This is a genomic window from Paenibacillus lautus NBRC 15380 (assembly GCF_004000945.1).
Lineage (GTDB): Bacteria > Bacillota > Bacilli > Paenibacillales > Paenibacillaceae > Paenibacillus_AQ > Paenibacillus_AQ lautus.
Genome location: NZ_BIMF01000002.1, coordinates 703,800 through 717,832 on the forward strand (window position 1 = coordinate 703,800; position 14,033 = coordinate 717,832).

Genomic DNA, 14,033 nt, shown 5'->3' on the forward strand with positions numbered 1-14,033 from the left:
AACCTCTTTACTTGTTTTATTTAACTCGCAGGGGATATCATTGTATTGCCTTGGACCAGTACCATTGCATTTTGCCTAAGATCCAACCGATACGTTCGCGTGAGTTTAGAATCCGATGAACCTTCTCCGCCAGGCCCCTCCGTGGACTGCAGAACCAGCTTATTCTCTTTAACCATGGGAGTAGTACCTGGTCTATAATATGAAAAGTAGGATATCAAGGATTCATCCTGAAATCGGAGCTGGACGGCTTTACCCGTTTCATGCTCTACTGCGAACGCATAGATTTGTATACCATGACAGTCCCTATATTGCGGTGCCAGTATAAATACATCGGCATCTTGAAACGGCAGGCGAATCATATCAACCGGAGCAGATGTTGGTTGAATAAAAGTAAGATCCCCCAACGTAGTTACTTCATTTGTAACTTGGTTAGTACTATACTGTACGCTGTAGTTTCCGGTAAACGACATATCCGTTTCGATACCGAAGCAGCTCGGTGCTCCCAATGTCGTTATTTTTTCCTGTCCAACTGCAATAAGCCTTAACCTTCCTTCATCCGTTACGCCTTGTGCCCGGATTGTCTCTTCCGTACCAGGAGGTAAAGTCCCTGCTCTCTGTTGTTCCTCTCTGCCAAAAGGCAATTGAAAGGCAATTAAAATAATCAGAAGCATTAACCCTCCAACAAATCCAACTTGTAAGTACTTTCGACGTTTAGGCTTGCTGTCGGTGAAAATCACGGACCTATGCACGTTTTTTTTCATTTCGGATGTGAACTTTTCATCTGAAAAGGGAGCATTTTTAGCCCGGTTGTACCAGTCTGGTTTATCCTCATTCATAGCCATTCTCCTTCAACATGTTCTGTACTTTTTTCCTTGCCCGATACAATCTGGATTTTACGGTGCCTGTCGCAATATGAAGCAGCTCCGCAATCTCACGCATTGGCATTTCATAGTATAGGTCCAGGACCAACACCTCCCTAAACTTGCTCGGCAAAGTCATAATCATGGCCCATATTTCATCCGTATACAGCTCGTCCAAATATTCCGCTTCCGCTGACCGGTTTGAGGAACTGGCGAGAAGCTTGTCCTTAAGGATGACTTTCCGAAAGAAAAAAGCCTGTTTGTACCGGAACGCCGTATGTCGCGTGATCGTAAGCAGCCACGTCTTCAGCGTCGCCTGACCGCGAAAGGTATGTATGCCATAATAGGCCTTAATAAATGCTTCTTGTGCAATATCGTCTGCCAAGGCATGCTGTTTGGTCAAAAAATACGCATAATTCCACACATCATTTCCATATTCATTCATGATTCTATCCAGCGTCTGGCTGTCCATGATCGTCATCTGCTTCAAGTATTCGAGCTCCAACCGATTCACCTCGTCTAATTAGAGTCATGGAAGCGAGGAAAGGTTCATTTTTTCGTAAAATAAAAAAAGAATCTTCCCTTTTATGGAGGGCGATTCTGTATTAGCTGCATTCCATGAACGGTTCTCCAAAATCATAAACCAAAATCTATTGCCATTGCTATTAAACTAACGGAGCCTCTTCCCAGGCCTGTTTAAATCGAGAACCAAATCTTCGAATGGATTCTTTGTCGGCCGTTAACTGAAATCCTGTTCAGACCCGTAAAAACGCAACTGATATATTCCTTTTCGATCCATCTGTTCCCAGCTCAGATGGTATAAATGTTTTTCAAAAGATATAAATAAGCCGTCTAATTTAAAACCATTTAAATACTCAAGCGGAAATTCAGCAGTTACCGAAATAAAGTTCCTTATTGTCATATTGGTCCACCCAAAATTCAAATCATAAATGATTCGGTTAGCTTGAAAGAACTTAAAATTGATCTGGCATCCTTCATCCTAACCAGCAATACGAGATATAAACGCGAACGCTGCCCGAGTTCCTTTCTCTTCGTGGTCGCTTAGAGTTGCCATTTACGTGCCTCCTTCGTTGTTCCACTTACCAGCTTTTCACCTACTCACTAACTTTATATGAAAGCCGGCTAATATTCCATAAGCCCTGTTGGATCAATTTGATTGGAAAAACAAAAAAACCCTCACGCCTTACGGCGCAAGGGATTCCTCTATTAATACATGGTAATGTACTGATCGCGTTCCCATTGGTGAACTTGTGTTCTATACATATCCCACTCGATTTCTTTCAGTTCATAGAAGTGAGCCAGCGCATGATCACCGAGTGCATCGGAAATGACTTCGCTGCGGATCAATTCGTTAAGAGCTTCTTTCAGGTTTGCCGGCAAGCTAGGGATGCCTTCCTCAATGCGCTCTTCTTCCGTCATCACATAGATGTTACGGTCAATTGGAGCCGGGAGCGACAGCTCACGTTTAACGCCGTCCAAACCTGCTTTCAGCATGACAGCCAGAGCCAGATACGGGTTCGCCGCTGGATCCGGGTTACGCACTTCGATACGCGTGCTGAGGCCACGGGATGCAGGGATACGAATCATCGGGCTGCGGTTACTTGCAGACCATGCTACGTAGCAAGGTGCTTCGTAACCAGGCACGAGACGTTTGTACGAGTTCACCGTTGGGTTCGTAATCGCAGCAAACGCGCGTGCATGCTTAAGAATACCCGCCATATAGTTACGAGCCGTTACGCTCAAGCCAAGCTCATCACTCTCGTCAACAAACGCGTTCTCGCCGCCTTTGAAGAGCGATTGGTTACAGTGCATGCCGGAGCCGTTTACGCCAAAGAGTGGTTTTGGCATAAAGGTAGCAATCAGTCCATGCTGACGAGCGATCGTCTTAACAACCAATTTAAACGTTTGAATCTGGTCAGCCGCTTTGATCGCATCTGCATATTTGAAGTCGATTTCGTGCTGTCCGGGAGCAACCTCATGGTGAGAAGCTTCGATTTCAAAGCCCATCTCTTCCAGCGTCAATACGATATCACGGCGGCAGTTCTCGCCAAGATCCGTAGGCGCGAGGTCAAAGTATCCGCCTTGGTCATTTAGCTCCATGGTCGGGTTGCCTTTTTCATCGGTTTTGAACAGGAAGAATTCCGGTTCCGGACCAACATTCATGGAAGTGAAGCCCATCTCTTCCGCTTCCTTCAATGCTCTCTTCAAAATGCCGCGCGGATCTCCAGCAAATGGGGTGCCGTCAGGCATGTAGATATCACAGATCAGACGAGCAACGCGATCCTCGGATACCCAAGGGAAGATCATGAAGGTATCCAGGTCCGGGTACAGGTACATATCGGATTCTTCGATACGTACATAACCTTCGATGGACGAACCGTCGAACATCATTTTATTATCAAGCGCTTTAGGCAGCTGGCTTAACGGAATTTCAACGTTTTTAATTGTTCCAAGCAAATCTGTAAATTGCAAGCGGATAAATCGAACATTTTCTTCTTTGGCAATGCGTAGAATGTCCTCTCTGGTATAACTCACTTTATCCTCTCCTTTTTAAATAAAAAACTAGTCTTAATGAAGAATTACAGCATGGCAATCCTTATTTATTAAAAAACCGGGATAATTCCCCTTGAATCAATGAAACCTGACCCGGTCTTTTAGCGGTAATCAATTCCTGCTTCAGCAAACGTCGCAACTGGGACTCCGACATCTCACGGCGTCTGTTCTCGGTATCAGGAGTAATGACGGTAGCCTCTTCAGACTCTTTTGTGACTGGGTTCATTACTTGTTTAATGCCGGCGATATTAACACCTTTTTCAATCAAAGCCTTAATCTCTAGCAGTCGCTCCACATCATTGAAGGAAAACAGGCGTTGGTTGCCCGACGTTCGGGCTGGGACAATTAAGTTATGCTGCTCATAATAGCGAATTTGTCTGGCAGATAGATCCGTAAGCTTCATAACAATGCCTATCGGAAATAACGCCATATTCCTCCGAATCTCATCACCCATATCTCATCAACCTTCCAAGTGGTCTATTCTGATCCTATTGTACATTTCCTGATCAACCACGTCAACCGCATGTAAGGATAACTCACAACAATTTACGATCTTTCATGCTTTGGAGGGCCATAAGCACACCATATTTAACATGAGAGTAGGTCAAGCCGCCTTGCATATAACCGATATATGGAGATCGGATCGGCGCGTCCGCGGATAATTCAAGGCTTCCTCCCTGGATGAACGTACCTGCCGCCATGATGACGGGATGTTCGTATCCAGGCATATCCCAAGGCTCAGGCACCACATGACTATCGACTGCCGCAGCCCGCTGAATCCCTTGAACAAAAGCGATTAGATGATCCGCTCCGGTAAACGATACGGCCTGGATCAAATCGGTTCGTTCATCCTGCCAGCCCGGCTTGGTTGTGAACCCTACCGCCTCAAACATCGCGGCAGCATAAATGCTGCCCTTGACCGCTTGTCCAACCGTGGATGGTGCCAGGAATAATCCCTGATAGATGCCTCGGGTCGTTCCCAGCATCGCCCCCACTTCTCGTCCGATTCCGGGAGCGGTCAGCCGATAGGCTGCCTTATCCACATAGGCGGCTTTACCGCATATGTAGCCGCCGGTTTCGGCAATGCCGCCGCCAGGGTTTTTGATAAGAGAACCCGCCATCAAATCAACGCCAACTTCCGTCGGTTCCAATCGCTCCGTAAACTCGCCGTAACAGTTATCAACAAAAACAATCAAATCCTGACGGATGGACCGGATCCGGCTGACCATGTCACCAATCTGGGAAACCGTGAACGAAGAACGCCAATCATATCCACGGGAACGCTGGATACCGATAACCTTGGTTGAAGGCGTGATTGCCCTCTCTACCCGCTCCCAATCCATATCCCCTTGTTCTGTTAGCGCAACCTCCTGATAACCGATTCCGAAATCTCGAAGGGACCCGTTACCGTCCCCGGGTTCGCCAATCACTTTATGGAGGGTGTCATAGGGACGCCCCGAAATATACAACAGCTCATCTCCCGGCCTTAACACACCAAACAGTGCTGTTGAGATCGTATGGGTACCGGAAGCAAAATGCGGCCTCACCAGGGCAGATTCGGCTCCAAATACGTCTGCGTAGACTTCATCCAGCACTTCACGGCCGCGATCATTATATGCATACCCGGTGGAAGCCGCAAAATGAAAATCACTCACCTGAAACTTCTGGAAAGCATCGATCACCTTCCACTGATTAAAATCAACGATAGCGTCGATCTCCCGTAAACGCTGCCCGATTTTGGATTCAATCTCACTGCTCAATTCAAGTATATCTTGCGAAAATCTTGCCATGACCAACTGCTCTCTCCTCTTTTACACATGATGTCTCACATCTTAACACATATTTTTATTTCATAGAACTCTGCAATGGATGGACACCCTGAACACGCAATATAAGCCCCATACAGGGGCTTATACGACGATTCCTATTGATGGCTAAGATCCATTCTGAACGTAATCATGAAGCAAATAACCCATTTTCTCATAATCGGCTTTATTGATTCGAACTTCATAGAGGATATCATTCTCATCAAAAGACTGCTCCAGCACATCTCCGACACGGTATACAACCGAGTTCAGATCGCCGCGGTCAGCCGGAATCCGGAACGTCACGTTCCCTCCGGACAGCTGGTCCTGAATCGCTTCACGGACTATTTCCAAATCCTGATCATGATACGCACTAATCTTTAATTGACCATCCCCGGTAGGCAGCATCTCCAGCTGATCCGGTTCACATGCGTCCTTCTTGTTAAACAGAACGATTTGCGGTTTATCCGCCGCCCCCAAATCCTGAAGTATGGATTGCACGACTGCCATCTGTTCGTCCCGCATAGGGGAAGAAGCATCTACGACATGAAGAATCAGATCGGCTTCGTTGACTTCTTCCAGCGTCGCACGGAACGACGCTACCAGATCATGAGGAAGGTTCTGTATAAATCCTACGGTATCCGTAAGGACAACTTCTTTGCCGCTCGGCAGCTCCAACACACGCGACGTGGGATCCAGCGTAGCAAACAATTGATTTTCGATATAAACGTCTGCGGCCGTTAACCGGTTCAGCAATGTTGACTTGCCGGCATTGGTATAACCGACCAGGGCAACCTGTACGGCGCCGCTCTTCTTCCGGCGCTCCCGATGAAGCGTCCGATGCCGGGTGACTTCATCCAACTGCCGCTTCAGGTCGCTGATTCTGTCCCGGATATGCCTGCGGTCGGTTTCGAGCTTGCTTTCCCCTGGTCCGCGTGTCCCGATCCCCGCTCCGAGCCTGGACAGATTCTTACCATGACCCGACAACCGCGGGAGCAAATAAGTAAGCTGAGCTAACTCCACCTGGATAATCCCCTCACGGGTCTTCGCTCGCTGAGCGAAAATGTCCAGTATCAATTGAGTGCGGTCGATAATTTTCACATCGAGTGATTCTTCCAGATTTCGAACCTGCGCGCCGGATAATTCCTGATCAAAAATGGCCGTTGTTGCACCCAAGCCATCAATCGCCATACGCAGCTCTTCAACCTTCCCTTTGCCGATGAACCACTTGGAATCCGGAACTTCGCGATTCTGTGTAATGACATCCAGCACCACCACTCCAGCGGTTTCAGCTAGCTGAACCAACTCCTGCAGCGAGTGTTCCGGATTCATTCCTGAGCGTTTAACCGCATCCGTCACCAAACTGACCAAAACGGCTTTATCTTCGATCTCTGTCCGGGTATCATGCGTTATATTTGTCATATAGCCAACTCCTTCTAACATTACGTCTCCTAATTTAACTAACCGCTGCTGCCTGCAATAAACATTATGATCCAAAGAAAGCAGCGTTACCCCTTCATTATGTTCGAATACAAGCTTAAAATCATTGTATTTTTCCGTTTAACTTAAAGTCCTCCGGCCGCAGGGTCATAAGCTCCAGCTTACCGGGATTTCCGGTTACGTACTGATTCAGCAGTCGAACCGATTGATTCCTTATCGATTTCTCGATAACATTCCGTACGTAACGCGCATTACTGAAGGCGTGTAGTCCGTGATCCTTCTCCAACTGCAGGTGTTCCTTCAGCTTGCTCAGCGACTGCGGCATCAAGATATAATCCCTCTCCTTCGCCATCAGCTCCGAAATCTGGATCAATTGATCCAAATTGTAATCCGGGAAGTCCATCTGGATCGGAAAACGGGAATACAGGCCGGGATTCGAATCCATAAAAAAATCAATCTCATCGCTGTAGCCTGCCAAAATAAGAATGAACTGATTTTTATGATCCTCCATCGCCTTGACCAGTGTATCGATCGCTTCCTTGCCAAAATCCTTCTCACCGCCGCGCGCCAAACTGTAAGCCTCGTCGATGAACAGAATTCCTCCAAGCGCTTTTTTGACCAATTCTCTGGTCTTCTGTGCCGTGTGACCGATATATTCACCTACGAGATCCGCCCGTTCCACTTCGACCAGGTGACCCTTATTAAGCACGCCCATCTTCTGAAACAGCTTTGCCACGATACGGGCGACGGTGGTTTTCCCAGTTCCGGGGTTTCCTTTAAAAATCATATGGTACACATGACCGCCACTTAATAAGCCTGCTTCCGTACGCATCTGGGCCACTTGAAGCAAAGCATAGATTTCAAATACCAGGTCCTTGATTTGTTCGAGACCTACCAGTTGATCCAGCTCTTTCTGTATTTCCTGGAATAGACTGTGCTGGGAAACAGGGTTTGGCGAAGGGGCCGGTTCCCGTTCCGGAACCGCACTGCTGATGAGTGGAGGTTCCGCGCTGCGGAGCACGACATTAATCTGCCTGGATGGCCGTCCTTCAGATCGGCCGTTAGCGGCCGTTACACGCCCGTTCATTGCTCCTCACCTCTTTATCCAAAGGGCTGACTATCTATTCCAATGTATTCTATTTACAGCCTGCTTATTAGAAGTTTCGTCCTCATAGGACACCCATGGCGATCAACAGCCGATCGGCCGTCCATTTCGTATAAGCCAGCACTTCTCTAGACTTGTGTTTGGCCATCGGCAAAACGGTAGATTCCGTTAGCGACATAGAAGGATGATCGTAACCAAGGGTTCTTGCAACCTCCATCGCCCTCGTCCCGTGATAGTCATGGGTTATTATAATGGCGGTGTTCCACCCATGCTCCTCCATCATCGCTTGGCTGAAGAGCAAATTCTCATAAGTGCTCGTAGCTTCGTTCTCCAGGAAGATCCGTTCCCCGGGTACGCCCGCTTCGACCAAGAAATTTCTCATCCCTTCGGCTTCGGTATATGGATATCCGGGCTTATCGAGGCCGCCTGAAACGATAAAGGTATCAAAACGGCCTGCATGGTATTCAACCAGTGCATGCTCAAGCCGTTCCCGAAGCCCCGGACTTGGCTGATCTCCCCACATGGAAGCGCCCAAGATGATGCCGACATCCGCCTTGTCCGACGGACTGCTGACGGCGCTTTCGATCTTCCAATATGCATAACCTGACCATAGCAATCCAAGAACAACGAGAGAGAGCAAGGTAATCATCCCTCGCCGATACCATGCTCTCTTCTTAGTGCCTGCTTGTGGCAAACTCTTATGTATTTCCTGACGCATTATTTCATCCTCCTGAACTCTCCGTTATGAAATAACTGGTCGCGGTGCTTCAGAGACATCATAAAGTAAGGGAATTCATGCGCGTCGATGGCCCGAAGCAGATTCCGTGCAGTCACCTTGGCAAGCCTGTAATCATCCCGGGTAATGTCATTCCGCCCTAGGGCATCCTCAAGCTCATCTTCATCCAGCAAGAACACTTCACCATTCTTGACAACCACAACGTCCAAATACAGATCGTCAAACCAAGGGACACCCTGATCCGTTACCCCTTGTTTCTTGCAAATATCGATATACCATTGAACAATATTTCGTTTGTCATCAAACATGGCTGTCACGATGAAATGGCTGTCCTTCGGATAATACTGCAGCCATGAATAGCCTTTGTCCGCGATTCGGTAGGTATGACGGCCATACGTCTTCCACAACGGTTCTTTCAGGCCATATATGGTATATAACGTGAGATACCCTGTAAATTGCTCACATTCCACATACCGGGAAGTGAAGTGCCGGCGGGTGATACGGCGCCAATTCGCCCGATCTCCGAATTTACGTTTCATGGAACTTTTCCTCCCCATTCGTATTCCCAGCTTACCACATTTGGGTTTCACACTCAAAACAAAGAAGCCTCCGCAATCATGCGGAGGCTCTCAAGTTCATCATGGGCTGTCTTGGAACTCGTCAGATCCGTCAACCGGATCCGACGGATCCACAATGGTTCCCGGTACCGTAGGAATATTGCCCGAATCGGTGTCGGTTCCTCCAGTGCCTGTGTCACCATTGCTAGATCCATCTCCTGAGCCATCCGATCCATTGCCAGGATCTTGACCATCTTGGCCATTCCCGGCTCCGTTTCCATCGTCAGGAGGGTTCGTTCCATTACCATTACCGTTCCCGTTCCCGTTGCCATTGCCTGGGCCTTCACCATTCCCATTGCCTGGCTCGCCATTACCGTTGCCATTTCCGTTCCCGTTGCCATTCCCAGGAGGAAACTCGTTTCCTGCTCCGTTGTCACCTTCATCAACCGGAGGCGGTTCCTGGGTGTCCCCCGGATCGGGTTCAAGATCCTCAGGCGGCAATTCCTCGGAAACGGCCACAATCTGCAGAATGTTCGAAGGTGCCGACTCCTGGTTCGTCGACGGGTCTATAGCGGTCACATAATAATCATAGGTCAATCCCTCCATTGCGCTCAAATCCTCAATGGACGTACCATTCAAGGCATCGAGAATCGGGGTGTATTCCGATTCCGACGTTTCCTTACGGTACACGCGGTATTGAACGTTGCCCTGAACCGGATTCCAGCTCAGTGATACGGTCTGAGATTCCCCATTATAGGAACCTGTCAAACCGCTGACTGCGGCTAATGTCGTTTCTTCTACAGGCGGCTGAACCGGCTCGGTATTCGGGAAGCTCTTCGCTTCATAGCCCTGAACCGCCTTCTCCATCACTTTGCCCCATAAGGAAGCGGAGATCGAACTGCTTCGTTTCAGCAGATGCTGCCGGTCAGGGGTATCATAACCCATCCATACAGCTGCCGTTAACTCCGGCGTATATCCGACAAACCATACGTCGCGGTTTGAGCTGACGCCCTTATAGCCGCTCTGCGTGGTTCCGGTCTTACCGGCTACCGGACGGCTGATCCGAGCATTTCTACCCGTTCCGTCCTCTACAACGCGCTTCATCATGTCTGTCATTTGCGAAGCCGTCGAAGCGCTCATCACGCGCTTCCCTTTGCTGCCTTTATTCTCAAACACAACCTTGCCTTTGCTATCTTTAATCTGTTTGATCGCAAAAGCCTCTTTGAATTCTCCGCCATTGGCAAAGGCGCTGAAAGCTTGTGCCATCTCGAATGTGTTCGTACCGGTATCCATGCCGCCGAGGGCCAGGGATAAGTTCGCATCGCCTTCGGTCATCTTGATGCCGAGACTCTGAGCGAACTCAAATCCGGTTTTTACGCCGATTTGGTTCAACAGCCATACGGCCGGAATGTTTTCGGAACGCTGAATCGCTTCCGGCATACCAATCGTTTCCGAATATCCGTGCAGGTTATTTGGGCAATAATTGGTGCCAAAACATTGCTTTTTATTACTTAATCTGGAGTCCTTCGTGAACTTTCCGGATTCCAGCGCCGGTGCATACGATACAATCGGCTTCAAGGCGGATCCCGGCTGACGACGGCTGTCGGTAGCCCGGCTGAACCCGCCTCGCGTATATTCCCGTCCACCGGACATGGCTACGATACCGCCGGTTTCCTGGTTAATGATGACCATAGAACCTTCCACCGGCACGTCGTCCGGACTTTCTTCAAAGTTAGCCGGATTCTTGAATTCTTCTTCCATTGCCGTCTGGGCATTCACGTCCATCGTTGTGTAAATCTGATATCCGCCAATGTTGACATCGTCCTCGGTGAGGCCCCATTTTTCTTCGGCTTCTTCCATTACATAATCGATAAACGCTGTATACTTCTGCTGTCTTTCTGGCGGTGTATAAGCATAGTCCACTTTCTTGGCTTCCGCTGCCTCTTCGGCCGTGATATACCCCTGCTGTTCCATCAAGGTCAAGACAACCGCACGACGCTCTTTGGAAAGGTCGGGATTCTTCAGCGGATTATAGCGGGATGGCCCTTTCGGCATTGCCGCAAGTGTCGCCATTTCCCATAACTTCAAATCATTCAGATCCGACTTGCCGAAATAACGCTCGGATGCGGCTTTGATGCCGTAATAAGGTCCCCCGAAGTTAATCCGGTTCAAATACATCTCAATAATTTCCTGTTTGCTGTGCTGACGCTCAAGCGCCAGCGCGATCGACATTTCAGTAGCCTTCCGGAAGAACGTTTTATCCCTTGTCAGGAATATATTCTTCGCCAGCTGCTGCGTGATCGTACTTCCGCCTTCGACCATGGAACGGGCCATGATATCCTTTACCGCTGCGCGGCCGATCGACCACATATCCACGCCGTTGTGCTCCATGAACCGTTTATCTTCTGTTGCAATGAATGCTTGTATCAATTTCTCCGGAATATCCTCATACTTCACAGGATCACTCTTCTGGAGGGACAGTTCGCCCATCAGCGTGCCATTACGGTCATATACCTTGGAAGTACCGTAAGCGGTCAGCTTATCCTGATTCTGCTCCAGCAGCTTTTCGCCGCTGATCAAGATGAACAAATAACCTGCAAGCGCACAGAAGATCGCAATGACGGCCGTGAAAAACAACGCCCATGCAATTCGCTTTCCTTTGCCTTTTTTCTTCTTCGCATTCGGTTTCGTGGTTTTCGATGTCTTCGAGTTGTCTTTGTTTTTGTTCAACCTTGACATCTGATTATCTTTTCCAGCCATTTGTCCCCCTCCTTACTCCCTTGCGGGATCAAGCCTTCTGACTTTGAGTCATGCCTCGGAAAGAAAAGAACAACCTTCTCAGGTTGCTCTCTGCACTCCTTATAAGCTAAACGAATTATAAACCAAAAAGTTTCAAATTAATCAGTTGACGGTATGATTTTGCTCTTTATAAATCCATTCTAAAATCTATTGATCGCTGCTGTTTTCCTGCATCAGGGACACATTACGCTGCGGCATGAACGTGGAGATAGCATGCTTGTACACCATTTGCTGACGGCCGTCGCTGTCAATCACGATGGTAAAATTGTCAAAAGCTTTGATCGTTCCACGGATCTGAAAGCCGTTTGTAAGGTATACCGTGGCCGGAATGTTCTCTTTGCGCAGTTGGTTCAAGAACGTGTCTTGGATGTTAATGGACTTGTTCATTAGCCGTACCCCCAATGGTTCATTTAGATTGTTTTGAAATATATTCAAGATTTCAGTGAAACTTTCCTGCTATTATAGCACGGATTTTTTGATAGTTTGCAGAAAAATTTCCCGAGTCGGTGACGTCTACCCACTCGATGTCCTTCATGTGGCGAAACCAAGATAGCTGCCGCTTAGCGAACCGGCGTGTATCGCGCTTGAGCAGCACGACGGCCTCCTCGTAGCTGAACTCCCCGCTAAGGTACGATACGATTTCTTTGTAACCCAGCCCTTGCATGGATACAAGCCCCGGAGCGAATCCTTTGTCCATGAGCGCCGCTACCTCATCAACAAGTCCCTGGCTCAGCATAAGATCAATTCGCTCTTCAATACGGTTATATAGCATTTGCCTGTCCATTGTCAAACCGACCAAGCATAAGTCATAGGGAGATTGCTTGGTTTGAGGCGCCAGCTGGGCCGAAAGTGGGACACCGGTCATATGGAATACTTCCAAAGCACGAACGACCCGACGTAGGTCATTAGGGTGAAGCCGCTCGGCCGTTTCAGGATCTACCTCTGCCAATTTTTGATGAAGAGCCTCGGCTCCATGTTCATTGGCATAGCGGAACTGCTCTTCCCGAAAAACTTCATCCGCTCCGGTCTCGCTGAACTGATACCCGTAGCACACCGACTCCACGTAAAGCCCGGTTCCGCCAACAATGAACGGAAGTTTGCCCCGCTCCGTGATCTCCGTAATAAGCCTTTGGCTCTGCTCCTGAAATTCGGCTACCGAATAGGGGTGATCGGGCTCGTGAATGTCAATGAGATGGTGGGGAACGCCTTCCATTTCCTCAGCGGAAATTTTGGCCGTTCCGATATCCATGCCCCGGTATACTTGCATCGAATCGCCGGAAATAATCTCACACCCGAATTCCTTCGCAATTTCAATGCTCATTTTGGTTTTACCTACTGCTGTAGGCCCGATGAGAACGAGCAGTTTCGGTTTGGTTTCATCTGTCAATGGAAATCACTCCGTACGTTATTTTCGATTTTCCCCGTTCAGGCAAGCTAAAGCCAAGCCGCTCAAACTCTCCGCTGGATCGCGCTTCCTTCATCACGACGGTTTTGCGCGCGACCCTGACCGCTTCTCTCACACTTTCCATTTCCAGCGGTTCCCCATTTGCATAATGTCTCAGAGGATGGATGGAAGCCGATTCGGCGATCGGTTCACGGAACATCGGATCAAAATAAACAATGTCTACGCTCCGGTCCGGCAGCAACTTCAAATAATCCAGGTGATGGCTGTGCCTGACTTCGATTCGTCTCATCGCCTGATCACTGGCCTCCAGATGGCTTTCATAGGTCCGAAGCCCTTCTTTTAGCAGCGCATACAAGGGCAGCGAGCTTTCCAGGGCAGTGATCCGGCTGTTCGCCCCGCCCTTGCCCGAGAATACCAGGGAGTCGGCTCCAAGCCCCGCCGTACAATCCAGTACGGAATCCCCTTCCTCCATTCCGGAAGCCTCCAGCATGGGATCGGGTTTTCCGCTCAGCACGCGTTTCAATCGGACAAACCCCATACTGGGGTGAAATTCCATGACTGAGCCGCCCGGTCCGCTTAGACGTACATGTCCGTTCAGTACGACCAGCACGTCGTCGTCTCCGAACATGCGGGCTAATTTTCGCAATGAATGACCGCCGCGCTGGACATAACGACAGCCGGTTTCCTGGGCTAAACGTTTCGCGCGCTCCACAATGTCCGGCGCTTCCGCTTCTCCAGTTGTAATAATCATG

13 protein-coding genes are annotated in these 14,033 nt (G+C 48.9%); all 13 read right to left on the reverse strand.

Annotated elements, in window-relative coordinates:
* Positions 1-20 precede the first annotated feature (20 nt).
* A complete protein-coding gene (locus PLA01S_RS06565) occupies positions 21-836 on the reverse strand; it encodes a hypothetical protein (RefSeq protein ID WP_127590897.1) in 816 nt (271 codons plus the stop codon).
* Complete coding sequence (locus PLA01S_RS06570; protein ID WP_371860397.1) at positions 829-1,341, reverse strand: RNA polymerase sigma factor; 513 nt, start codon at positions 1,339-1,341, stop codon at positions 829-831. The genes PLA01S_RS06565 and PLA01S_RS06570 overlap by 8 nt, the downstream gene beginning before the upstream one ends.
* 746 nt (positions 1,342-2,087) lie before the next feature.
* On the reverse strand, positions 2,088-3,416 hold the full coding sequence (gene glnA, locus PLA01S_RS06580; protein WP_100536454.1) for a type I glutamate--ammonia ligase: 1,329 nt from the start codon (positions 3,414-3,416) through the stop codon (positions 2,088-2,090).
* Between the two features lie 61 nt (positions 3,417-3,477).
* Positions 3,478-3,888, reverse strand: coding sequence for a MerR family transcriptional regulator (locus PLA01S_RS06585; RefSeq protein ID WP_006209652.1), 411 nt, complete (start codon positions 3,886-3,888; stop codon positions 3,478-3,480).
* A gap of 82 nt (positions 3,889-3,970) precedes the next feature.
* A complete protein-coding gene (locus PLA01S_RS06590; RefSeq protein ID WP_127590901.1) occupies positions 3,971-5,224 on the reverse strand; it encodes a methionine gamma-lyase family protein in 1,254 nt (417 codons plus the stop codon).
* Positions 5,225-5,368: 144 nt separating this feature from the next.
* Positions 5,369-6,661 carry a GTPase HflX gene (hflX, locus tag PLA01S_RS06595; RefSeq protein WP_127590903.1) on the reverse strand — a complete coding sequence of 431 codons (1,293 nt, stop codon included), beginning with the start codon at positions 6,659-6,661 and terminating at the stop codon, positions 5,369-5,371.
* A 121-nt stretch (positions 6,662-6,782) separates the two neighbouring features.
* Complete coding sequence (locus PLA01S_RS06600; RefSeq protein WP_100536451.1) at positions 6,783-7,766, reverse strand: AAA family ATPase; 984 nt, start codon at positions 7,764-7,766, stop codon at positions 6,783-6,785.
* Positions 7,767-7,848: 82 nt separating this feature from the next.
* Positions 7,849-8,502: a YdcF family protein gene (locus PLA01S_RS06605; protein WP_127590904.1), complete on the reverse strand. Its 654-nt coding sequence runs from the start codon at positions 8,500-8,502 to the stop codon at positions 7,849-7,851.
* Entirely contained in the window at positions 8,502-9,059 is a 558-nt protein-coding gene (locus PLA01S_RS06610) for a ribonuclease FAU-1 family protein (RefSeq protein ID WP_127590906.1), read from the reverse strand. Before PLA01S_RS06610 ends, PLA01S_RS06605 begins: the two co-directional genes overlap by 1 nt.
* Before the next feature lie 99 nt (positions 9,060-9,158).
* Positions 9,159-11,837 carry a PBP1A family penicillin-binding protein gene (locus tag PLA01S_RS06615; RefSeq protein WP_127590908.1) on the reverse strand — a complete coding sequence of 893 codons (2,679 nt, stop codon included), beginning with the start codon at positions 11,835-11,837 and terminating at the stop codon, positions 9,159-9,161.
* A gap of 186 nt (positions 11,838-12,023) precedes the next feature.
* On the reverse strand, positions 12,024-12,263 hold the full coding sequence (gene hfq, locus PLA01S_RS06620; RefSeq protein ID WP_100536448.1) for an RNA chaperone Hfq: 240 nt from the start codon (positions 12,261-12,263) through the stop codon (positions 12,024-12,026).
* A 52-nt stretch (positions 12,264-12,315) separates the two neighbouring features.
* Positions 12,316-13,263: a tRNA (adenosine(37)-N6)-dimethylallyltransferase MiaA gene (miaA, locus tag PLA01S_RS06625; protein ID WP_127590910.1), complete on the reverse strand. Its 948-nt coding sequence runs from the start codon at positions 13,261-13,263 to the stop codon at positions 12,316-12,318.
* Positions 13,253-14,032, reverse strand: a complete 780-nt coding sequence (locus PLA01S_RS06630; RefSeq protein ID WP_127590912.1) for a class I SAM-dependent methyltransferase — start codon at positions 14,030-14,032, stop codon at positions 13,253-13,255. The genes miaA and PLA01S_RS06630 overlap by 11 nt, the downstream gene beginning before the upstream one ends.
* Position 14,033: the final 1 nt, after the last annotated feature.

Bases quoted from the DNA above. Each gene is read 5' to 3' on its own strand.
- PLA01S_RS06615 (WP_127590908.1), bottom strand. From the start codon at position 11,837: ATGGCTGGAAAAGATAATCAGATGTCAAGGTTGAACAAAAACAAAGAC.
- PLA01S_RS06630 (WP_127590912.1), bottom strand. From the start codon at position 14,032: ATGATTATTACAACTGGAGAAGCGGAAGCGCCGGACATTGTGGAGCGC.
- PLA01S_RS06610 (WP_127590906.1), bottom strand. From the start codon at position 9,059: ATGAAACGTAAATTCGGAGATCGGGCGAATTGGCGCCGTATCACCCGC.
- hflX (WP_127590903.1), bottom strand. From the start codon at position 6,661: ATGACAAATATAACGCATGATACCCGGACAGAGATCGAAGATAAAGCC.
- PLA01S_RS06585 (WP_006209652.1), bottom strand. From the start codon at position 3,888: ATGGGTGATGAGATTCGGAGGAATATGGCGTTATTTCCGATAGGCATT.
- PLA01S_RS06590 (WP_127590901.1), bottom strand. From the start codon at position 5,224: ATGGCAAGATTTTCGCAAGATATACTTGAATTGAGCAGTGAGATTGAA.
- PLA01S_RS06600 (WP_100536451.1), bottom strand. From the start codon at position 7,766: ATGAACGGGCGTGTAACGGCCGCTAACGGCCGATCTGAAGGACGGCCA.
- hfq (WP_100536448.1), bottom strand. From the start codon at position 12,263: ATGAACAAGTCCATTAACATCCAAGACACGTTCTTGAACCAACTGCGC.
- PLA01S_RS06570 (WP_371860397.1), bottom strand. From the start codon at position 1,341: ATGACGATCATGGACAGCCAGACGCTGGATAGAATCATGAATGAATAT.
- PLA01S_RS06605 (WP_127590904.1), bottom strand. From the start codon at position 8,502: ATGCGTCAGGAAATACATAAGAGTTTGCCACAAGCAGGCACTAAGAAG.
- PLA01S_RS06565 (WP_127590897.1), bottom strand. From the start codon at position 836: ATGAATGAGGATAAACCAGACTGGTACAACCGGGCTAAAAATGCTCCC.